This window comes from Achromobacter sp. T5-5, from assembly GCF_055397965.1.
This window is the reverse complement of the sequence record NZ_AP027919.1, coordinates 3,718,575-3,739,604: the sequence shown is the minus strand read 5'-3', so window position 1 is coordinate 3,739,604 and position 21,030 is coordinate 3,718,575. Positions and strand designations below refer to the sequence as shown.

General features: G+C 68.6%; 19 protein-coding genes. 13 read left to right on the top strand and 6 right to left on the bottom strand.

The window, feature by feature from the left end; all coding sequences use genetic code 11:
* Positions 1-249 precede the first annotated feature (249 nt).
* Entirely contained in the window at positions 250-1,698 is a 1,449-nt protein-coding gene (locus tag ACZ50Q_RS16995) for a CoA transferase (RefSeq protein WP_464079061.1), read from the top strand.
* Between the two features lie 39 nt (positions 1,699-1,737).
* Here ACZ50Q_RS16995 and ACZ50Q_RS16990 read toward each other — a convergent pair whose 3' ends face one another.
* The 5 genes from ACZ50Q_RS16990 to dbpA all read right to left on the bottom strand — a co-directional run bounded on the left by ACZ50Q_RS16990 (position 1,738) and on the right by dbpA (position 6,290).
* Entirely contained in the window at positions 1,738-2,274 is a 537-nt protein-coding gene (locus ACZ50Q_RS16990; RefSeq protein WP_092582339.1) for a peroxiredoxin, read from the bottom strand.
* A gap of 80 nt (positions 2,275-2,354) precedes the next feature.
* Complete coding sequence (locus tag ACZ50Q_RS16985; RefSeq protein ID WP_464079060.1) at positions 2,355-3,857, bottom strand: adenylate cyclase; 1,503 nt, start codon at positions 3,855-3,857, stop codon at positions 2,355-2,357.
* 31 nt (positions 3,858-3,888) lie between these two features.
* On the bottom strand, positions 3,889-4,047 hold the full coding sequence (locus tag ACZ50Q_RS16980; RefSeq protein ID WP_175493263.1) for a hypothetical protein: 159 nt from the start codon (positions 4,045-4,047) through the stop codon (positions 3,889-3,891).
* Positions 4,048-4,302: 255 nt separating this feature from the next.
* Positions 4,303-4,710 carry a DoxX family protein gene (locus ACZ50Q_RS16975; RefSeq protein WP_076521249.1) on the bottom strand — a complete coding sequence of 136 codons (408 nt, stop codon included), beginning with the start codon at positions 4,708-4,710 and terminating at the stop codon, positions 4,303-4,305.
* A 191-nt stretch (positions 4,711-4,901) separates the two neighbouring features.
* Positions 4,902-6,290 (bottom strand): ATP-dependent RNA helicase DbpA, encoded by a 1,389-nt coding sequence (gene dbpA, locus ACZ50Q_RS16970; protein ID WP_076521248.1) that lies wholly within the window; start codon positions 6,288-6,290, stop codon positions 4,902-4,904.
* A gap of 191 nt (positions 6,291-6,481) precedes the next feature.
* Between dbpA and ACZ50Q_RS16965 the strand changes: the two genes are divergently transcribed.
* Entirely contained in the window at positions 6,482-6,931 is a 450-nt protein-coding gene (locus ACZ50Q_RS16965; protein ID WP_464079059.1) for a hypothetical protein, read from the top strand.
* A gap of 57 nt (positions 6,932-6,988) precedes the next feature.
* Here ACZ50Q_RS16965 and ACZ50Q_RS16960 read toward each other — a convergent pair whose 3' ends face one another.
* Positions 6,989-7,747: an IclR family transcriptional regulator gene (locus tag ACZ50Q_RS16960; RefSeq protein WP_464079058.1), complete on the bottom strand. Its 759-nt coding sequence runs from the start codon at positions 7,745-7,747 to the stop codon at positions 6,989-6,991.
* Between the two features lie 161 nt (positions 7,748-7,908).
* Here ACZ50Q_RS16960 and xsc point away from each other — a divergent pair, with 161 nt between their 5' ends.
* The 11 genes from xsc (at position 7,909) to ACZ50Q_RS16905 (ending at position 21,016) form a co-directional block, all read left to right on the top strand.
* Positions 7,909-9,720, top strand: a complete 1,812-nt coding sequence (gene xsc, locus ACZ50Q_RS16955) for a sulfoacetaldehyde acetyltransferase (protein ID WP_464079057.1) — start codon at positions 7,909-7,911, stop codon at positions 9,718-9,720.
* 97 nt (positions 9,721-9,817) lie between these two features.
* Positions 9,818-10,738 (top strand): bifunctional enoyl-CoA hydratase/phosphate acetyltransferase, encoded by a 921-nt coding sequence (locus ACZ50Q_RS16950; RefSeq protein ID WP_464079056.1) that lies wholly within the window; start codon positions 9,818-9,820, stop codon positions 10,736-10,738.
* A 124-nt stretch (positions 10,739-10,862) separates the two neighbouring features.
* Positions 10,863-12,440 (top strand): ABC transporter substrate-binding protein, encoded by a 1,578-nt coding sequence (locus tag ACZ50Q_RS16945; protein ID WP_092582345.1) that lies wholly within the window; start codon positions 10,863-10,865, stop codon positions 12,438-12,440.
* 11 nt (positions 12,441-12,451) lie between these two features.
* The gene (locus ACZ50Q_RS16940; RefSeq protein ID WP_464079055.1) at positions 12,452-13,420 is read left to right on the top strand and encodes an ABC transporter permease; all 969 of its coding nucleotides are present in this window, start codon (positions 12,452-12,454) and stop codon (positions 13,418-13,420) included.
* Positions 13,417-14,319, top strand: a complete 903-nt coding sequence (locus ACZ50Q_RS16935; protein WP_371467615.1) for an ABC transporter permease — start codon at positions 13,417-13,419, stop codon at positions 14,317-14,319. Before ACZ50Q_RS16940 ends, ACZ50Q_RS16935 begins: the two co-directional genes overlap by 4 nt.
* The gene (locus tag ACZ50Q_RS16930; RefSeq protein ID WP_464079054.1) at positions 14,316-15,317 is read left to right on the top strand and encodes an ABC transporter ATP-binding protein; all 1,002 of its coding nucleotides are present in this window, start codon (positions 14,316-14,318) and stop codon (positions 15,315-15,317) included. The genes ACZ50Q_RS16935 and ACZ50Q_RS16930 overlap by 4 nt, the downstream gene beginning before the upstream one ends.
* The gene (locus tag ACZ50Q_RS16925) at positions 15,314-16,336 is read left to right on the top strand and encodes an ABC transporter ATP-binding protein (RefSeq protein ID WP_464079053.1); all 1,023 of its coding nucleotides are present in this window, start codon (positions 15,314-15,316) and stop codon (positions 16,334-16,336) included. The genes ACZ50Q_RS16930 and ACZ50Q_RS16925 overlap by 4 nt, the downstream gene beginning before the upstream one ends.
* Positions 16,337-16,414: 78 nt before the next feature.
* Complete coding sequence (locus ACZ50Q_RS16920) at positions 16,415-18,070, top strand: amidohydrolase (RefSeq protein WP_464079052.1); 1,656 nt, start codon at positions 16,415-16,417, stop codon at positions 18,068-18,070.
* A gap of 1 nt (position 18,071) precedes the next feature.
* Complete coding sequence (locus tag ACZ50Q_RS16915) at positions 18,072-19,055, top strand: CobW family GTP-binding protein (RefSeq protein WP_464079051.1); 984 nt, start codon at positions 18,072-18,074, stop codon at positions 19,053-19,055.
* A gap of 120 nt (positions 19,056-19,175) precedes the next feature.
* Complete coding sequence (locus ACZ50Q_RS16910; RefSeq protein ID WP_464079050.1) at positions 19,176-19,568, top strand: nuclear transport factor 2 family protein; 393 nt, start codon at positions 19,176-19,178, stop codon at positions 19,566-19,568.
* 8 nt (positions 19,569-19,576) lie between these two features.
* A complete protein-coding gene (locus ACZ50Q_RS16905) occupies positions 19,577-21,016 on the top strand; it encodes an NAD(P)/FAD-dependent oxidoreductase (protein ID WP_464079049.1) in 1,440 nt (479 codons plus the stop codon).
* Positions 21,017-21,030: the final 14 nt, after the last annotated feature.

Sequence of the window (21,030 nt, the reverse complement as noted above, 5' to 3'; positions counted from 1 at the left end):
CGAGCCGCGGGGCGGGCCGGCTGGCCGGCGTCTGGAAGACGATGTAAAAACTACGAGGAGATGTGACGGGTGCTGCAGTGCACCGCGCGGGGCCGCGTCATGGACGGGGGGAGAGGCGAGCGGGCGCTCGGGCGCCGGCAGGCCGGGACGCTGCCGTCAAACCATGAAACACGCTGGCGCGCGGCGCGTATTGACGCGGGGGGGACCCCGCCATGTAATGGCAGAAAACGACTAAAGCAGACAAACGCTATGGGAAATCTGATGGACCTCCGCCCGTCCTTTCTGAAGGGACGCCCCCCCGCCGGCACGACGTCCCGGGATGTCTTGCAGAAACTCTGGCGTTCGGTCGACTTGCCGGACGAATCGCTGGAGCACGTGGTTCTGACGGGCGCCGACCCCGTCCTTCCTTCATCTTTTGCCGTGGGCACGGCGGCGCAGGCCAGCATGGCGGCCGCCGCGCTGGCCGCCGCAGAGGTCCGCCACCTGCGTGGCGGGGCCCGGCAGCAGGTCAGCGTGGACATGCTGCACGCCGCGCAGGAATGCCGCAGCCACTTCACGATCAACGGCGTCACCCCCGATATCTGGGATCCCATCACCGGCGTCTATCGCTGCGGCGATGGGGGCTGGGTGCGGATCCATGCCAATTTCGCGCATCACCGCGACGGGGCGCTGGCGCTGCTGGGCTGCCCGACCGGCGACGGGGCCACGCGCGAGGCCGTGGAGCGCGCGCTGAGCCGCTGGAAGGCGCTGGACTTCGAACAGGTGGCCGCTGATGCCGGCATGGTGGTGTCGGCGATGCGCTCTTTCGAGGAATGGGACCGCCATCCCCAAGGCCAGGCCGTGGCCGCGCAGCCGCTGCTGACCATCGAACGCATCGGCGAGGCTGATCCTCGCCCTTTGCCCAAATATGCGCACGACGCCCGTCCGCTCACGGACATCCGCGTGCTGGACCTGACGCGCATCATCGCCGGCCCGGTCTGCGGCCGCGCGCTGGCGGCCTACGGCGCCGACGTCATGCTGGTCAACAGCCCGCAGCTTCCCAATATCGACAACATCATCGACACCAGCCGCGGCAAATTGTCGGTGCTGGCCGACCTGGACACGGCCGACGGCCGCATCGCGCTTGGCAACCTGCTGCGCAGCGCGCACGTTTTCGTGCAAGGCTACCGCCCCGGCGGCATGTCCGCGCTGGGCTTCGGACCGCAGGATGCGGCGCGCATCCGCCCCGGCATCGTGTATGTGTCGCTGACCGCCTACGGCACGACCGGACCCTGGGCCAACCGCCGGGGCTTCGACTCGCTGGTGCAGACGGCCACGGGGTTTAACCACGCGGAAGCGCAGGCGGCGGGCCAGGAAGCCCCCAAGCCAATGCCGATGCAGATCCTGGACCACGCCTCGGGCTATCTCATGGCGTTCGGTGCGCAGGTGGCGCTGGCGCGGCAGGCGACCGAGGGCGGGAGCTGGCATGTGCGTGTGTCGCTCGCCCAGACGGCGCACTGGCTGCGGGGTATGGGGCGCGTGGAGGGCGGGCTGGGCTGTGCGATGCCTGGCTTTGACGGCCTGATGGAAACCGTGCCGTCGGGATTTGGCGAACTGGTCGCCATGCGGCACGCCGCGCGCTTTTCGGAAACGCCGGCGCAATGGACGCGCCCGTCCAGTCCTCCGGGCACGCATCCGACGGTCTGGCCGTTCAATTGACGGCCGGGCGGGGCGGCCCGCGATGGGCCGCCTGGTGCTTCACTTTCCAGCCTTCCAGTCGCGCAATGCCCGCATGGTGTTGGCGACGTGCTGCTCGGGGCTCATGTCCGTGTATTCATACAGGATCTTGCCCTCGGGCGAGATCACATAAGACACGCGCTGCGCATATTCCGGACGCCTGTCGTGCACGGCGTCGTACGCTTTCATGATCTTGCCGTCGCTGTCCGCGGCGACGGCAAATTTGTTGCGGCACTCGCTGACGGAAAACTTCTTGAGCGTGGCGATATCGTCGGTCGAGACGCCGAGGACGGTGGCGCCCAGCGTCTTGTATTCGTCCGTGGCCTCGGCGAAGTTGTGCGCTTCGATGGTGCAGCCTTGCGTGAAGGCCGCCGGAAAGAAATACAGCACCACCGGCCCCTGCTTGAGCGCCTCTTTCAGCTTGAACGTGAATTCGTTGCCGCCCAGCGAGGCGGGCGCGCTGAAGTCCGGCGCGGGGGCGCCCACGGTCAGCGCGGCTTGCGCCGACGTGCCGGCCAACAGGCCGCATACCAGGAACCAGGGGGCAAGGCGCTTCATCGGAGTCTCCTAAATTCGGGCGCTGCGCACGGGGCGCGGCAAGTTGCCTACTGTAGCGGCGGGGCGGTCGATGGTCCAGTTCAGTCGCGGTCGGGCCCGCCGCGGCCGTTGCCCTTGGGTTGGTCGCGCTGTTGCTGTTGTTGCTGGCGGGCCTGCTGCGCCTGTTGGTCGCGTTGCTGCTGTTGTTGCTGACGGGCCTGCTGCGCCTGCCGGTCGCGCTGCTGCTGCTGCTGCTGCTGCTGCTGCTGCTGCTGCTGCTGCTGCCGCTGCTGCCGCTGGCGGGCCTGCTGCTCATGCGCCTGGCGATCGCGGTCCATCTGTTGCCGCCGCTCGTCACGGTCCCGCTGCTGGCGCGCCTGTTGTTCCTGCTGGCGCCGGTCGCGCAGTTCTTGCTGGGTCTGCTGGTCGCGTTGCAGTTGCTGCCGCGCCTGCTGGTCGCGCACCTGTTGCTGGCGCATCTGCTGCTGGGCCTGGGCGTCGTTCTGCTGGCGCTCTCGCGCCTGCTGGCCGCGCGCCTGTTGCTCCCGGGCCTGCTGCTGGCGCTGCTGGTCGGCTTTCAGCTGGTCGCGCGCTTGCTGGTCGCGCACTTGCTGCTGGCGGTCGTGCTGCTGGCGGTCCTGCTGCGGCCGGTCCTGGCGCGCCGAGGGATCGCGGGGGCGCGGGTCTGGCTGCGAGCCGGGGCCCGCCTGCGCGGACATGTTGCCGCCCGGCCGGTTGTCCCGTCCGTTGCCGGGCCCGTTATCCCGTCCGTTTTCCCGCCCGTTATCCCGCCCATCGCGGCCGCCGTCCGGCCGGCCTCGCTTGCCGTCGTCGGCATGATCCAGATACGCCTGTGGCGGGCGGCCCTTGTTGTGCTCGTAGAACTGTCCGCGGTCGCGCCCCGCGTCGCGCACATACCGGCGCTGCACGTCGGTCGGCGGGGAATGGCGGTCGTGGCGCGCGGCCAGCTCGCGCGGGTCGGCCTGGCGGCGGATGCCGTGAGGCCCGCCGTGATAGCTGACGCGCCGGTTGTCCACGTCGTTGATGACGATGTTCCGGTTGTAGACGTTGGTTACGCGGGTGACGTTCACATTGGTGATGGAGCGGTTGTAGTAGAAGCGGTCGCGCTTCCAGTAGCCACCCACATAACCCAGTCCCGTGTAGCCGAAGCCGTAGTTGATGCCGCCGTAGAAGCCGACGTGCGGGCCCCAGTAGCCCGGGTTCCAGAGATAGAGGCCATTGGAAAATGCCCAGTATCCGGGCGTCCAGAGCGCGCCGGGATACGGCGCCGGGACCCAGGCGCCGGGCACCCAGAAATAGCCGACGCGGTTGCGGCTCCAGTAGCCCGGCACCCACAGGTAGCCATTGGCCGGGGCCGGCGGCTGCACGTAGACCGGCAGGGGCGGCGGCGGTTCCGGACTGCGGTCGACCAGCGCCAGATTCGCATTGGCCGGGTCGGCGTCGTCGTAGACAGGCTCATAGGCGGAAGGGGCCGCCACCTGCTGCGTGGAGTAGACGGTTTGCGCACTAGCCGCCGCGCTGGCCGCCAGGAGGGCTGCGGTGGCCAGCGGCCGCCATCGGGCAATCTGGAGGGAAGGGCTCATGGGGATGTCCTTGACGCAGCAGGTCCGCGGATCAATAGCCGCGGTAGTAATAGTGGGGGGCCGGATAGTAGTAATAGTGCGGCGTGTAATAGACCGGGGCTGGCCGGTAGTAGGCGGGCCGCGCCGGCACGACCACGCAACCGCTCAGGGCACTTGCCATCGCCATCAACAACAACACAGTCTTCTTCATTTCGCGGCTCCCGCCAGGCGCCAGGCGCGAGGCACGCCTACATTGCGCTCATGGGGATTAGGCCACAGCCGCGACCGCGAGTTCGGGACTGTAATCGTTCCGAAACAGCTTTCGCGTGACCGATGTTTGCGTCGGCGTGACGGTCGATGTCGTTCGTATCAATGCTGTAAAAAAAAGGGACCGCTGTATGCGGTCCCTGCGTGGAGGCGACTTTGCGCCCGCGGCGTTGCGCCGCAGGCGGGACGGGGCCAGGCCTCAGTTCCAGCGGCCGCCGTTGCCGGCCAGGCTGAAGCGGCCGGCGCCCATGAAGGCGATCGCCAGGCCGGTGAAGAGAAACATGCCTTGCAGTTCCAGGGCCCAGCCGCCGTTGTTGGTCATGCTGCCGATCTGGCCGCTGTGGGCGAGCAGGATCGCGACGAGCATGTTGATGGCGATGATCAGGCCGCCCAGGCGGGTGTAGACGCCGATGATCAGCAGGACGGGAGCGATGATCTCGCCCACGTAGACGCCGTAGGCCAGGAACCCCGGCACGCCGTGGGAGGACAGCATGCCGCTGATGCCGCCGACGCCGCCGCCGGTCAGTTTGGCCAGTCCGTGGAGCAGAATCAGGATACCGAGGGTCAGGCGCAGGATCAGCTTGCCGGTGTCGTCGGACTTGATCATGGTGAGTTTCTCTTGTGATGGTTAAGGGGGACAGCGCGCTGCTTGGAGCGCGCCGCTTGCCTTTGGTTCCGCGCCCGCCGGCAAGCTGAATGGCAGCTTACCGGCGTGCAGGCGCGCCATTATGGCAAAGCCCGAGTGAAACCATCAAGCGTTGCGCGCGGGCGCGGCCATGGCGGGCCGCACCCACGGCATCAGAATTCTTCCAGGAACCGCATGCGGAACCGGCGGCCCTTGATGTTGCTGTTCGAGACCCGCGCAAACGCCTGCTTGGCGATCTGGCGGTCCAGCGCCACGTAGGACGTGAATTCGGTGATGTTGATTTTCCCGACCTGTTCAAAGGTCAGGCCGCCGTCGCCGGTCAGCGCGCCCAGCAGGTCGCCCGGACGCAGCTTGTCCTTCTTGCCGCCCTGGATGCTCAGCGTGATCATGGGCGCGCGCAGGGGCCGGTCGGCCTTGGGACGCAGCGATTTGAGGTCGCCCCACACCAGCGGGGACCCCTGGTATTGCTCGATCAGGTTGGCCCAGCGCATTTCTTCGGGCGAGCACAGGCTGAGCGCCAGGCCCTTCTGGTCGCCACGGCCGCTGCGGCCGATGCGGTGGACGTGGACTTCGGTGTCCTTGGTCACGTCCACATTGATGACGGCGCCCAGGTTCTGGATGTCCAGGCCGCGGGCGGCCACGTCGGTGGCGACCAGCACGGCGCAGCTCTGGTTGGCGAACTGGATCAGGATCTCGTCGCGCTCGCGCTGTTCCAGATCGCCATTGAGCGCCTGCGCGCTGATGCCTTCGGCCTGCAGGCGTTCGACCAGGTCATGGCTGCGGATCTTGGTGTTGCAGAAGGCCAGCGTGGACGCCGGCCGGAAATGCGCCAGCAGCCGCACCACGGCGTCCAGCCGCTCGTCTTCGCGGATCTCGTAGAAGATCTGCTCGATGCGGCTGGCGTCGTGCTGCGCCTCTACCTTGACCTCGGCCGGGTTGCGCAGAAAGCGCGCGCTGAGCTTGCGGATGTTGTCGGGGTAGGTGGCCGAAAACAGCAGCGTCTGGCGCTTGGTGGGGCAGTGCGAGGCGATGGCGACGATGTCGTCGTAAAAGCCCATGTCCACCATGCGGTCGGCTTCGTCCAGCACCAGCGTGTTCAGGCCCGCCAGATCCAGGCTGCCGCGTGCCAGGTGGTCCTGGATGCGGCCGGGCGTGCCCACCACCAGGTGCGCGCCGCGCGCCAGCGATTCGGCCTGCGGCCGCGCCGCGGCGCCGCCGCACAGCGTCAGGATCTTCACGTTGGGAATCAGGCGCGCCAGCCGACGCAGCTCCTGCGCCACCTGGTCGGCCAGTTCGCGCGTGGGGCAGACGACCAACCCTTGCGGCGCCAGGCGGTTCACGTCCAGGTTCTGGAGCACGCCCAGCCCGAACGCCGCGGTCTTGCCGCTGCCGGTCTTGGCCTGGGCGATCAGGTCGCGGCGCTCCAGGATCAGGGGCAGGGCTTGCGCCTGGATGGGCGTCATCTGCTCGAAACCCAGGCTCTGCAGATTGTCGAGCAGGGCGGGCAGGAGGGGGAGGGTGGAGAAGGCGGTGTCGGTCACGGGGGGGCGGATCCCGGGGGGATCGGGGGAAGGCTGAATAGGGAGATAGTTTAAGCCCTGCGGGGTGCCAGGACCTGATTCGGCGGCGAGGGGGGCTTAAACCGGCTGATTAAGGGCGGCTGATTAAAGTTCTGCTCCCGCCAGTCGTTAATGCCGATGCAGCTTTCATAAGCCACCCAATAGGCATCGCTATGTTCAATGTCATCTCCATCATCCTGACGATCGTCGCCTTGATCGCCTGGGCCATTCACCGGCAGCAAAAGCGGCACAAAGCCCTGCTTGCGAAGTTCCGCGAACACAACCAACGGCTGGGCACCTCTTTTCCCGAAACCAGCGTCGATAGCGAACTGATCCTGAGCGACAAGAACAAGAAGTTTGTCATCGCGTTCGATCCGCAAACTCAGAAGATCTGCATGGTTTCGGGGGCGAAAGATCCAGGCGAAGTGTTCGAGTTTTCGTATATCCGGCGTTGGCAACTGAAGTGGACGGAGAAGTCCGGCAACAACTCGCTGTCGTTCGAGAATGTCCACTTCGATTTTTCCACCAACGATCTCAAGAGACCCCTGATCCGTATTCCCGTGGTGGGCAAGGGTTATGGCGATACGTGGAACAGCCGGCTTGGAATTTTGCTCGGCGCGTGAATCCCGGCCGTTGACCGCTGCCTCCTGGCCAACGGGCGGCGTATCGGGGACGGCCGCCTAGTCCTTGGCCTGATACGTCCCCGCCAAGGCCCGCGCCGCCTCCTGCATCCGCGGCAGCCATGCCCGCGCGCCGTCGATGGTCAGCCTGGCGACCGGCGCATGCAGCGCCACCGCCGCGATGGCCCGCGTCCCGTGCAGGATGGGCACCGCCATGCAGACGATCCCCAATAAAAATTCTTCCCGGTCGAAGCTGGCGCCTTCTTTCCTGATGACGCGCAGTTCCTCTTCCAGCGCCGCCACATCGCACAGGGTATTGGGCGTGTAGCGCGGCAGCGCGGCCGCCGCGAGCAGCCGCTGGCGCGTTTCGCGGCGCATGTAGGCCAGGAACAGCTTGCCGCTGGCCGAACAGTGCAGGGGCACGCGCGAACCCGATTGCAGGTTGACGCGCAGGGGCCAGGCGGTTTCCACGCGGTCCAGGTAGATGACCTCGTCGCCGTCGAGCATGGTGCAGTTGCAGGTTTCGCCGATTTCGTCGACCAGGCTGTCCAGGATGCGGTGGCGCTCGCCCCGCAGCGGCGAGTTCAGCAGCGTGTCGCGGGCCAGGGCGCCCAGGCGCGGGCCGCTGACATAGCTTTTGCCCACGGGTTCGCGCAGCAGCATGCCGGCGTCGACCAGGCGCGACAGGATGCGCAGCACCGAGGGTTTGGGCAGGCCGGTGGCGTCGGTCAGCTCGGCCAGCGAGACGGGCTGGGCGGAGCGGGCCACCTGTTCCAGCAGGGTCAGCGCGCGCAGCGCGGCGGAGGACTCGTCTTTCATCTTTCAATATTTGAAGATTCGGCGAATGGCTGCCCATCCTCGCACAGAAAATGCAGAAAATGAAACGGCGAGGGGTGGGAACCCGCGGATTTCTGGCGCAGTATCGGATCACACCGGCCAATGAGCAATCGGACGAGCGCCGGCCCGCCAGGAGAGAGACCATGAGCAGCAAGCAACACATGACCCCCAGCGAAGCGTTTGTCGAGACGCTGGTCGCGCAGGGCGTCAAGGATGTTTTCGGCATCGTCGGTTCGGCCTTCATGGACGCGCTGGACCTGTTTCCCGCGGCCGGCATCCGCTTCGTGCCGACGGTGCACGAGCAGGGCGCGGCGCACATGGCCGACGGCTATTCGCGCGTGACCGGCAGGCACGGCGTGTGCATCGCGCAAAACGGCCCCGGCATCACCAATTTTGTGACCGGCGTGGCCGCCGCGTACTGGGCGCACAGCCCGGTGGTGGCGATCACGCCCGAGACGGGCACTTCGGGCATGGGCCTGGGCGGCTTCCAGGAGACCGAGCAACTGCCCATCTTTTCGCGCATCACCAAGTATCAGGCGCACGTGAACCGTCCGGACCGCATCGCGGAATTCACGGCCAAGGCGTTCGACAACGCGATGGCCGAACGCGGTCCCGCGCAGCTCAATATCCCGCGCGATTATTTCTACGGCGAGATCGACGTGGCCATCCCCGAACCGCGCCGCGTGCGCCGCGGCCCAGGGTCGGAAGAGGACCTGGAAGCGGCGGCGCGCATGCTGGCCGAGGCGAAATTCCCGGTCATCGTGGCGGGCGGCGGCGTGCTGTTTTCTGACGGGCAGGCCGAATGCGTGGCGCTGGCCGAATTGCTGGGCGCGCCTGTAGTGACCAGCTACCTGCACAACGACGCGTTCCCGGCCAGCCATCCGCTGTGGTGCGGCCCGTTGGGATACCAGGGCGCCAAAGCCGGCATGAAGCTGCTGTCGCAGGCGGACGTGGTGCTGGCGCTGGGCACGCGGCTGGGGCCTTTTGGCACCTTGCCGCAGCATGGCCTGGAATATTGGCCGCAGAACGCCCGCATCATCCAGGTCGACGCGGACCACCGGATGCTGGGCCTGGTGCGCCCGGTGTCGGTGGGCATCTGCGGCGACGCCAAACCCGCCGCCGCCGCCCTGACGGCCAGGCTGCAGGCGCGGGACGTGGCCTGCGTCCGCACCAAGGACCAGCGCGCCCGCGAAATCGCCGCGCAGAAGTCCGAGTGGGAACAGGAGCTGGACGGCTGGTCGCACGAGCGCGACGACTGGAGCCTGGACATCATCGAGCAGGGCGGCGGCCGCATGCATCCGCGCCGCATGCTGCGCGAGCTGGAACGCGCGATGCCCAAGCACGTGATGGTGTCCACCGACATCGGCAACATCTGCTCGGTGTCCAATAGCTATCTGCGCTTTGACGAGCCGAATTCCATGCTGGCCGCCATGAGCTTCGGCAATTGCGGCTATGCGCTGCCCGCGCTGATCGGCGCCAAGCTGGGCAGGCCCGACCGGCCGGCGGTGGCCTATGTGGGCGATGGCGCATGGTGCATGAGCTTTCAGGAGCTGCTGACCTGCGTGCGCGAACAGATTCCGGTGACCGCGGTGGTGTTCCACAACGGCCAATGGGGCGCCGAGAAAAAGAACCAGGTCGACTTCTACGGCCGGCGTTTCGTGGGCAGCAATCTGCGCAATCCGAACTTCTCGGAGCTGGCGCGCGCCATGGGCGCCGAGGGCATCCGCGTGGAACACGCCGATCAGGTCGGCGCCGCGCTGCAGGCCGCCTGCCAGGCGCAGCTGGAAGGCAAGACCACCGTGCTGGAAATGATGGTCAGCCAGGAGCTGGGCGACCCGTTCCGCCGCGACGCCCTGAAGCAGCCGGTGCGGTTCCTGGACAAGTACCGCAAGTACGTGAACCAGCCGTTCCAGGCCGGCGAGGTGCCGCTCTCGATCGAGCCGGCCGGACGCTGACCGGCGCGCGGCGCGGCCCGGGGCGTAGCATCGGGCGCCCGGCCGCGCCGGTCATCCACCGGGCCGCCACGTGCGCGCCCGCGGCAGGAGCCAAGACATGGCATTCGACCGTTTGTTCGAGCCGCTGCGCGTCGCCGCGCTGGCGGCGGGGCGCTTGCGCACCGCGGTGGCGTACCCGCTGTGCCCCGTGAGCCTGCGCGCCGCCGCGCAGGCCGGCGAGGCAGGCTATATCGAGCCCGTGCTGGTTGGGCCGGCGGACCGCGTGGCGGCGTTGATGGCGCAGGAAGGCATGCGCCCCGGATCGATGGAGATCGTCGACGCCCCGGACGATGAGCTACAGACCGCCCGCGCCGCCGCCGCGCTGGCGCGCGACGGCGCCGTCAGCATGCTGATGAAGGGCAGCCTGCACACCGACCATTTCATGGCGGCGGTCGTGACGCGCGAATCGGGCCTGCGCACGGGCCGGCGCATCAGCCATGCCTTCGTGATGGCCGTGGCCGCCTATCCCAAGCTGCTGATCCTGACAGACGCCGCCGTCAACATCGCGCCCTCGCTGCAGGAAAAGGCGGACATCGCGCAGAACGCCATCGACCTGGCCCGCGCGCTGGGCGTGGAGCGGCCCAAGGTGGCCGTGCTGTGCGCCACCGAATCCGTGAACCCCGCCATGCCGGCCACGCTGGACGCGGCGGCCTTGTCCAAGATGGCGGACCGGTTGCAGATCCGCGGCGGCGACATCGACGGGCCGCTGGCCTTCGACAACGCCATCTCGCGCGAGGCGGCGGCCCAGAAGGGCATCGTGTCGCGCGTGGCGGGCGACGCCGACATCCTGCTGGCGCCCGACATCGAGGCCGGCAACATGCTCTACAAGGAGCTCACGTGGCTGGCGGGCGCGGGCGCGGCGGGCCTGGTGCTGGGCACGCGCGTGCCGGTGCTGCTGACCAGCCGCTCCGATTCCATGGAGGCGCGCGTCAACAGCTGCGCCGTTGCCGCGCTGTACGCCCGCGCGCTTGCCGGTTGACCGCGAACGGTCCTGGCACCACCAAGTCCGGCGGTTTGGTACTAAGCGCGCATCCAGGGGATGACTACGCTAGTCCGCAAGCCATCCATGAATGGTCCACGCCTATACATCAAAGGGGTAGCACATGCGCAGCGCAAGACTCGGCCTGGCCACGATTCTGTCGGTGTTCGCGATGGCGGGAGGCGCCGCCGCGGCGGACGCGCCCAAGCCGGGCGGCACGCTGGTCATCGGTTCCACCCAGGTGCCGCGGCACCTGAACGGCGCGGTGCAGTCGGGCACCGCCACGGCGCTGCCCAGTTCGCAGCTCTTTGCCAGCCCGCTGCGCTACGACGCGGACTGGAAGCCGCAGCCCTATCTGGCCGAGTCCTGGGAGCTGGCGCCGGACGGCAAGTCGCTGACCCTGCACCTGCGCGGCGACGCGGTGTTCCACGACGGCAAGCCCGTAACGTCCGAGGACGTCGCGTTCTCCATCATGGCGGTCAAGCAGAACCATCCCTTCCAGACGATGTTCGCGCCCGTCGAGCGCGTGGACACGCCGGACGCGCGCACCGCCGTGCTGCGCATGAGCAAGCCCCATCCGGCGATCCTGCTGGCGCTGTCGCCCGCGCTGATGCCGGTGCTGCCCAAGCACATCTACGGCGACGGCCAGGACCTGAAGACGCACCCGAGGAACTCCGCGGACGTGGTGGGCTCGGGGCCGTTCATCTTCAAGGAATTCAAGCCGGGCCAGGAGATCGTGCTGGAACGCTTCGACAAGTTCTTCCTGAAGGGCAAGCCGCTGCTGGACCGCGTGGTGGTCAAGATCAATCCCGATGCGACCAATCTGCTGATCGGCCTGGAGCGGGGCGACATCGGCGCGCTGCCCTTCATGACCGAGCCAACCATCCTGCGGCGCGCCAAGGACAACCCGTCCATCGTCATGACCAGCAAAGGCTATGAGGGCATCGGCGCGCTGAGCTGGCTGGCATTCAACACGGCGCGCAAGCCGCTGGACGACGTGCGGGTTCGGCAGGCCATTGCCTATGCCACGGACAAGGGCTTCATCACCAAGGCGTTGAACGCGGGGTTTGCCGCGCCGGCCCATGGCCCCATCGTGGGCACCAGCCCGTTTGCCAGCGACGACGTCAAGAAGTATCCGCTGGACCTGAAACGCGCCGGCCAATTGCTGGACGAGGCCGGCTTCAAGAAGGACGACAAGGGCGAGCGCATGACGCTGACGGTGGACTACATGCCGGGCAGCGACGTGCAGGGCAAGAACGTCGCGGAGTACCTGCGCAGCCAGTTGAAGAAGGTGGGCATCAACGTGCAGGTGCGCGCGTCGCCGGACTTCCCGACCTGGGCCAAGCGCATCGCCGGCAAGGATTTCGACATGACCACCGACATCGTCTTCAACTGGGGCGATCCGGTCATCGGCGTGCACCGCACCTACATGTCGTCCAACATCCGCGACATCATCTGGACCAACACGCAGTCGTACAAGAACCCGAAGGTCGACGCCCTGCTGGAACAGGCGGGCACCGAGACCGACCTGGAAAAGCGCCGCGCGCTGTATGCCGAGTTCCAGCGCCTGGTCACCGAGGATGTGCCCATCGACTTCCTGACCGTCATTCCGTACCACACGCTGTCGTCCAAGAAGGTGCACGGCCTGCCCACCGGCATATGGGGCATGCTGTCGCCGCTGGATGAGACCACCGTGCAGTAGCGGGAGCCGTCATGCTGCGATATCTCGCGCGCCGCCTGGCCTACGCCGCGATCCTGCTGCTGGCCGTGGTGACGCTGAATTTCCTGCTCATCCACATTTCGCCGGGCGACCCCGTGGAGACCATCGCGGGGTCCATGGGCGGCATCAGCGAAGACCTGCGCGCCCAGTTGCGCGTGCAGTACGGGTTGGACAAGCCTTTCCTCACGCAGCTCGGCATCTACCTGTCGCAGGTGCTGCGGGGCGACCTGGGCTATTCCTACTTCTTCAATGTGTCCGTCGCCCAGCTGATCTGGGACCGCGTGCCCGCCACGCTGCTGCTGGTGGTGACGTCGGTGACCGCCGCCTTCCTGGTCGGCACGCTGCTGGGCACGCTGGCCGCCCGCAAGCCCAACGGCGTGCTGTCGCAGGGCATCACGCTGCTGTCGGTGGTGGGCTATTCCGCGCCGGTGTTCTGGACGGGCATCATCCTCATCATCCTGTTCGCCTCGATGCTGCCGATCTTTCCGGTGTCCGACATGCGATCGGCGGGCGGTCCGCAGGACGGGTGGGCGGGCGTCCTGGACGTGCTGCACCACCTGGTGCTGCCGGCCTTCACCCTGGCCTTCGTCTACCTGGCGCAGTACAGCCGGCTGGCGCGCGCCAGCGTCATGGAGGCGCTGTCGGCCGACTACATCCGCACCGCGCACGCCAAGGGCCTGCCCGAAAGCACCGTCCTCTACAAGCACGCGCTGCGCAACGGCGTGCTGCCGGTGGTGACCATGCTGGGCCTGCAGTTCGGCAACGTGCTGGCCGGAGCGATCCTGGTGGAGACGGTCTTCAACTGGCCGGGGCTGGGACGCCTGGCGTTCGACTCGGTGCTGCGCCGCGACTATCCGACCCTGCTCGGCATCCTGCTCTTTGCCTCGTTGCTGGTCGTGGTGATGAACCAGCTCACCGATCTGGCCTACCGCCTGATCGATCCCCGGATCAAGACATCATGAGACCCGCACCCATTGCCATGCCCGCCGCTGCCCGCAACGACGCCCGGCCCAAGCCGCCGCCCCGGCCGTCCTACGAGGCGCTGCGCGTCTTTGCGCGCAACCCCAGCGCGCTGGCCGGGGTGCTTCTCCTGGCGGCGATCCTGGCGCTGACGATCTTCGGCCCGATGGCGATGCAGGCCGATCCGTTCGAGATTGCCGCCGCGCCCATGGAGCCGCCCGGCGGCGAGATGCTGTTGGGGTCGGACTACCTGGGGCGCGACGTGCTGACCGGCATGATCTACGGCGGGCGCGCGACGCTGCTGGTGGGCGTGGTGGCCGCGGTGCTGTCCATGGCCATCGGCATTACCATCGGCGCGCTGGCGGGCTACTACGGCGGCTGGATCGACGAAACGCTGATGCGCATCACGGAATTCTTCCAGGTGCTGCCCACTTTGCTCTTTGCCATGGTGCTGGTGACGCTGTTCACACCGTCGCTGGCTACCATCGCGGTCGCCATCGGCGTGGTCAGCTGGACGGGCACCGCGCGCCTTGCCCGCGGCGAGTTCCTGCGGCTCAAGCGGCGCGAGTACGTTCTGGCGGAGAGGGTGATCGGCGCCGGGGACGCGCGCATCATCTGGCGCGTGATCCTGCCCAACGCGCTGGCGCCGCTGATCGTGTCGGCCACGCTGGCCATCGGCACCGCGATCCTGTTCGAGGCGGGCCTGTCGTTCCTGGGGCTGGGCGATCCCAACGTGATGAGCTGGGGGCTGATGATCGGCAGCAACCGCCCCTACATCCTGACCGCATGGTGGGCGGTGACCTTGCCCGGCGCGGCCATTTTCCTGACCGTGCTGGCCGTCAGCCTGATCGGCGACGGGCTGAACGACGCCCTCAATCCGAACTCCCGGGGGCGGGCATGAACGCCGCCGACATGGCCCCCGTACTGGAAGTGGACGGCCTCAGCCTGGCGTTTCACACGCGCGGCCGCGCGGCCGAGGTGCTGAGCGACGTGAGCTTTGCGCTGCGGCCGGGCGAAACGCTGTGCCTGGTCGGCGAGTCCGGTTGCGGCAAGAGCATGACGGCGCTGGCCATCATGCGGCTGATTCCGCCGCTGGCGCGGATCGGCGCGGGCCGGGTGCGGCTGCGCGGCGCGGATCTGGCCATGCACGATGACGAGGCGATGCGCCGGGTTCGCGGCAACAACATCTCCATGATCTTCCAGGAGCCCATGACCGCGCTCAATCCGGTGTACACGGTGGGCGACCAGATCGCGGAACCGCTGCGCCTGCACCAGGGGCTGACCCGGCCGCAGGCGCGCGCACGCGCCATCGACATGCTCAAGTCGGTCGGCATTCCGCTGCCGGAGCGGCGCGTGGACGATTACCCGCACCAGCTGTCGGGCGGCATGCGGCAACGGGTGATGATCGCGATTGCGCTGGCCTGCGACCCGGACGTGCTCATCGCCGACGAGCCGACGACGGCGCTGGACGTGACGGTGCAGGCGCAGATCTTCGACCTGCTGCGTGAACAGCAGGCGCGGCGCGGCACGGCCGTGCTGCTGATCACGCACGACATGGGCGCCGTGTCCGAGATGGCGGATCGCGTGGTGGTCATGTACGGCGGGCGCGTGGTGGAGCAGGGCAGCGTCGGCCAGATCCTGGCGCATCCGCGCCATCCGTACACGCAGGGCCTGATCGCCTGCCTGCCGGAACTGGACCGCGAGCCCGGCGACGAGCGGCCCGACCTGCCCGAGATTCCCGGCGTCGTGCCGTCGGTCTGGGAGCGCGGCCTGGGCTGTCCCTTCGTCGACCGGTGCAACCACGCCATGGCGCGCTGCAGCCGCGAGTTTCCGCCCATGACCGTGCTGGACGGCGGCCAGGGCGTGTCCTGCTGGCTTTACCCGGAGGCATCGCAATGAGCCAGGCGCAATCATCATCCCTGTTGTCGGTGCGCGACCTGTCGGTGCATTTCCCGGTGGGCGGCCGCGGGCGCGACGGCAAGCCGGTGGTCGTGCGGGCCGTGGACGGCGTGTCGTTCGAGCTTGAACGCGGCCGCACGCTGGCCATCGTGGGGGAGTCCGGTTCGGGCAAGACCACCACGGCGCTGTCGGTGCTGCGGCTGGCGGACCCCACGGGCGGCAGCATCCATTTCGACGGGAGCGACCTGACCGCGATGCGCGGGTCGGCGCTGCGCCGGATGCGGCGGCGCCTGCAGCTTGTCTTCCAGGACCCGTACTCGTCGCTCAACCCGCGCCAGCGCGCGGAGGAGATCGTGCGCACGCCGCTGGACCTGATGGGCATCGATCCGCCCGGCGGGCGCGAGGCGCGCGTGGCGCTGATGTTCGAGCTGGTGGGGCTGCGGCCCGAGCAGCGCCAGTTGTTTCCGCACCAGTTCTCCGGCGGCCAGCGCCAGCGCTTGAACATTGCCCGGGCGCTGGCCAGCGCGCCGGACCTGATCGTCTGCGATGAACCCGTGTCCGCGCTGGATATCGCCATCCGCGCGCAGATCCTGAACCTGTTGCGCCGGATCCAGCGCGAGCAGGGCCAGTCGTTTCTCTTCATCTCGCACGACATGGCGGTGGTGGAGCATGTGTGCGACGACATCGCGGTCATGTACCTGGGCAAGATCATCGAACGGGCCTCGCGCCGCGCGTTTTTCTCGCGGCCGCTGCATCCGTACAGCGTGGCGCTGATGTCCGCCGTGCCCACCGTCAAGGGCGGCCGCGAAACGGCCGCGCGCCGGGTCAGGCTGTCGGGCGATCCGCCCAGCCCGGTCAACCCGCCGCCGGGCTGCCGCTTCGCCGGCCGCTGCCCGGCCGCGCAGCCGCTGTGCGCCACGCGCGAACCCGAGTTGCGGGAAGTCGCGCCGGCGCATCACGTGGCCTGCCATTTCGTCGAGACGCGGGACGGCGTGACGGTATCGCCGCTGCAGGGCTGAACCGGCCATGCGAACCGTCTGGCCCGCAGATCGCCCCGCCTCCCGACCCCCAGGTCCCCATACCGCCAAGGAAACCCGATGAATCCGCCCTCCGGCCAGACCACCCTCTACGTCGCACGATCCATCCTCACCATGAACCCCGCGCAGCCGCGCGCGACCCACGTCGCCGTGCGGGACGGGCGCATCCTGGGCTTGGGCAGCCGCGAGGACCTGGCCGGCTGGGGGCCGGCGCGGATCGACGACCAGTTTGCGGACAGCGTGCTGATGCCGGGACTGGTGGAGGGGCACTGCCACCTGCCCGAAGGCGGCATGTGGAAGTTCGTCTACGTCGGCTATTACGACCGGCGCGGGCCGGACGGCACGCTGTGGCCGGGCCTGAAAAGCTTCACGGAGGTGGCGGGCCGCCTGCGCGAGGCCGAGCGGTCGCTGGCGCCGGGCGAGACGCTGATTGGCTGGGGCTTCGATCCCATCTTCTTCGGCGGCGACCGCATGAGCATCCGCCACCTGGATGCCGTTTCGGCCGAACGGCCCGTGGTGGTGATGCACGCCAGCATGCACCTGATGAACGTCAACACGCCCATGCTGGCGCGCGCGGGCATCGACCGCGACACCGACATCGAAGGCGTGGCGCGGCTGTCGGACGGGCGCCCCAGCGGCGAGCTTTGCGAGTTCGCGGCCATGTTCCCGGTCATGCGGCTGATCGGCAGCCCGTTTCGCACGGTGGGCCTGACCGAAGAGGGCCTGCGGATGTTCGGCAAGGTGGCGCAGTGGGCGGGCGTGACCACCGCCACCGACCTGGTGAATGAACTGAACGACGACGGGCTGGCGACGCTGGCGCGAGTCACGGCCGAGCCGGACTATCCGGTGCGCATCGTGCCCGCGGCGTCCGCGCTGACCTATGCGGGCGACCCCGCGCGCTGCCTGGAGAAGCTGGCGGCGGCGCGGCGCCTGAACCACGGCAAGCTGCGCCTGGGCATGGTCAAGCTGGTGGTCGACGGATCGATCCAGGGGTTCACGGCCCGGGTGCGCTGGCCCGGTTACTACAACGGCGCGCCCAACGGCATCTGGGTCATCGCGCCCTCGGAGCTGGATGCGATGGTGCAGGCCTATCACGACGCGGGCGCGCAGCTCCACATCCACACCAATGGCGACGAGGCCACGCAGCTTGCCATCGAGGCCGTGGACCGCGCGCTGCAACGCACCCCGCGCCGCGACCACCGCCACACGCTGCAGCACTGCCAGATGGCCGACGCCGCCCAGTTCCGCCGCATGGCCAGCCTGGGCATGTGCGTCAACCTCTTTGCCAACCACATCTATTACTGGGGCGACGCGCACTATGCGCTGACCATGGGGCCGGACCGCGCCAACCGCATGGACGCCTGCGCATCGGCCGCGCGCGCCGGCGTCCCGTACGCCATCCATTCGGACGCGCCCATCACGCCGCTGGGACCGCTCTTCACCGCCTGGTGCGCCGTAAACCGGCAGACGGCCTCGGGCCGCGTGCTGGGCGAATCCGAGCGCATTGGCGTCGACGCGGCGCTGCACGCCATCACGCTGGGCGCCGCCTATACGCTGCACATGGACCATCTGGTCGGATCCATCGAAGTCGGCAAGCATGCGGACTTCTGCGTGCTGCGGGACGATCCCACGGCCGTGGCGCCCAGGGACCTGAAGGACCTGGAGGTGCTGGGCACGGTCATCGGCGGGCATCCGCTGCCACTGCGGGAAGCGTGAGATGGCGCGCATTCCGCTGACCGTGGTGGGCGGCTTCCTGGGCGCGGGCAAGACCACCTTGCTGAACCATGTGCTGGCGGCCAGTGCGCGGCGCGCGGCGGTGCTGGTCAACGATTTCGGGCCGGTGGACATCGACGCGGGTCTCATCGCAGATCGCGCCGACGACGTGATCCGGCTGGCCAACGGCTGCGTGTGCTGCTCGATGGCGGGCGGGCTGGACGATGCGCTGGCGCGCGTGCTGGCGCTGGACCCCTTGCCGGAGTGGATCGTCATCGAGGCGAGCGGCGTGTCCGACCCGGGGCGCATCGCGCAGGTCGGCATGGCCGACCCGATGCTGCAACTGGAAGGCGTGGTGGTGCTGGCGGACGCCGGCGGCATCCGCGACGCGGCGGACGATCCCCTGCTGGCCGATACCGTGCAGCGGCAACTGCGGGCAGCGGACCTGCTGGTGCTGAACAAGACCGACCTGGCCTCGCCCGCCGACCTGGCGGCGTTGCGCGCCTGGCTGCGCGAGGCGAGCGGTGGCGCGCCCGTCGTCGAGACCCGCGAGGGGCGGATTGACCTGCGGTATCTGAGCGGCGAGGCCGAGGCTCCGGATGCGGGACACGGCGGCGCGGACCACGTCTGCGATGGGCGGTGCGCGCATGCGGCGCCGCGGCTCGATCCGACCGCGCCGGCGCATCCGTTCCAGGGCTGGTTATGGCGCGCGCCCGCGCTGCTGGATGCCGACGCGCTGGCCGCGCGCCTGCGGCGACTGCCGCGCGACGTGCTGCGCGCCAAGGGTTGGGTCCGCACCGACCGCCACGGCTGGGTGCTGGTGCAACTGGCCGGACGGCGCGTGCGCTTTGACACGCAGGCGCGCAGGCCGGCTGGCGTGCAGGCACCGTCGCTGGTGCTGATCGGCATGCGCGGGGGAATCGATCTGGATTGCATCGCCGCGTCGCTCGCTCCGGCTGCGATGCCGGAGGCCGCGCACGCGCGCTAGCGCCGGTTTCTGGTGCAAGCGATTCCCCGCGTCTGGTCCTAGTCCCCGGCATGCCCCGCACGTACCTTGAGGGTTCAGCGTGGACGCATCTCGCGCCGCGCCAGAGAAGGAGGGTAGGCAATGCAAAAGACCGTCACCGTGGACATGCTGGCCGAGTTTGCGGCCGCCTGGAACCGGCACGACATCGACGCCCTGATGTCGTTCATGAGCGACGACTGCGTGTTCGAGACCGTGGGCGGACCCGAACAGTACGGCAGCCGCTATTCGGGACCGGAAGCGGTGCGCGCGGCGTTTGCCGCGGCCTGGAAGAATTTCCCGGATGCGCAATGGGAGAACGGCCGGCACTGGGTGGCCGGCGACCGCGGCGTGTCCGAATCCACGTTCCGCGGCACGGCGGCGGACGGATCGCGGATCGAGGCTGACATGGTCGATGTCTTCACCTTCAAGGACGGCAGGATCCGCGTGAAGAACGCCTTCCGCAAGCAGCGTCCGGCCTTGCCTGCCCGGACCTAGACGACGCCATGGATACGCAAATGTCGGCCGGCATTCCCCGCCCGGCGCCCGCGCCCGGCGCCGCCCACAACGCATGCAACCCGGCCTACGCGCCGGCCTATGACCCGGCCTACGACCCGCTGGTGTCGCCGCCCGGCCAGGGCCAGGACTACGCGCCCACCTATTGGGTGGCGACGGCCGGCGCGCCGCCCGAGGACGACGGGCCCATCAACGGAGACATCGACGCCGACGTGGTGATCGTCGGCTCGGGCTTTACGGGCCTGTCGGCGGCGCTGACGCTGGCGCGCGACTTCGGCGTGAAGGCCGTGGTGCTGGAGGCGAACCGCGCCGTGTGGGGCTGCACCAGCCGCAACGGCGGCCAGGGTCAGAATGCGTCCGGGCGGCTGTACCGCTCGCAGTGGATCGCGCGCTGGGGCCTGGACACCGCCAAGCGGCTGGATGCGGAGATCCGCGAGGGCTTCGAATACTGGAAGAGCCTGGTGGCGCAGGTGGACTGCGATGCGCAGCCCGGCGGCCATCTGTACACGGCGCATCGCCAGAAGAAAATGGCCTTCCTGGAAAACGAAGCCCGCGTGATGCGCGAGACCTTCGGCTACGACGTGAAGATGCTGACCCGCGCCGAACTGCGCGAACGCTATGTGGACGATCGCGAGGCGGTGGGCGCGATGCACGAGCCGGACGGCGTGGGCGTGCATCCGCTCAAGCTCGCCTACGGTTATCTGCGCCAGGCGCGGGCGCTGGGCGTGCGCATCCATCCGTCCAGCCCGGTGCTGGGCTGGCGCATGGAAAACGGCATGGTGCGGCTGCAGACCCCCGCCGGCACGGTGCGCGCGCGGCGCGTGGCGTTCGCCACCGGCGGCTACACCGCGCAGGGAGTGAACCCGCTGCTGGACAACCGGATCATGCCGGTCCTGTCCAATTCCATGGTGACGCGGGTGCTGTCGCCCGCCGAGCGCGAGGCGGCGGGGTTAAAGAGCACGGTGTTCATCACCGACACCCGGACCTTGCGCTTCTATTACCGACTGCTGCCCGACGGCCGCATGCAGATCGGCAGCCGCAGCGCGCTGCGCGGGGCGGATGCCGAGAACCCCCGTCACCTTGCGCTGCTGCGCGAGGGGCTGGCGCGCAAGTTCCCGGCGCTGCGCGGCGTGGACGTGGCCTATTCGTGGTGGGGCTGGGTGGACGTCAGCCACGACATGATGCCGCGCGTGACGCAGCCCGATCCGGCGCAGCAGGTGTATTACGCCTTTGGCTATGGCGGCAATGGGGTGGCGTTCTCGGCCCACGCGGGCCGGCGGCTGGCGCAGCGGATGATGGGCCAGGACGGCATTTCATGGAACCTGCCGATCTACGACACGCCGCTGCCAGGGCACCTGTTTGCGCCGTTCCGCCGGATAGGCCAGGGGCTGCTGTATCGGTGGTACTACTTGCGGGACGAGTTGCTGTAGCGGGGCCGGTGTCA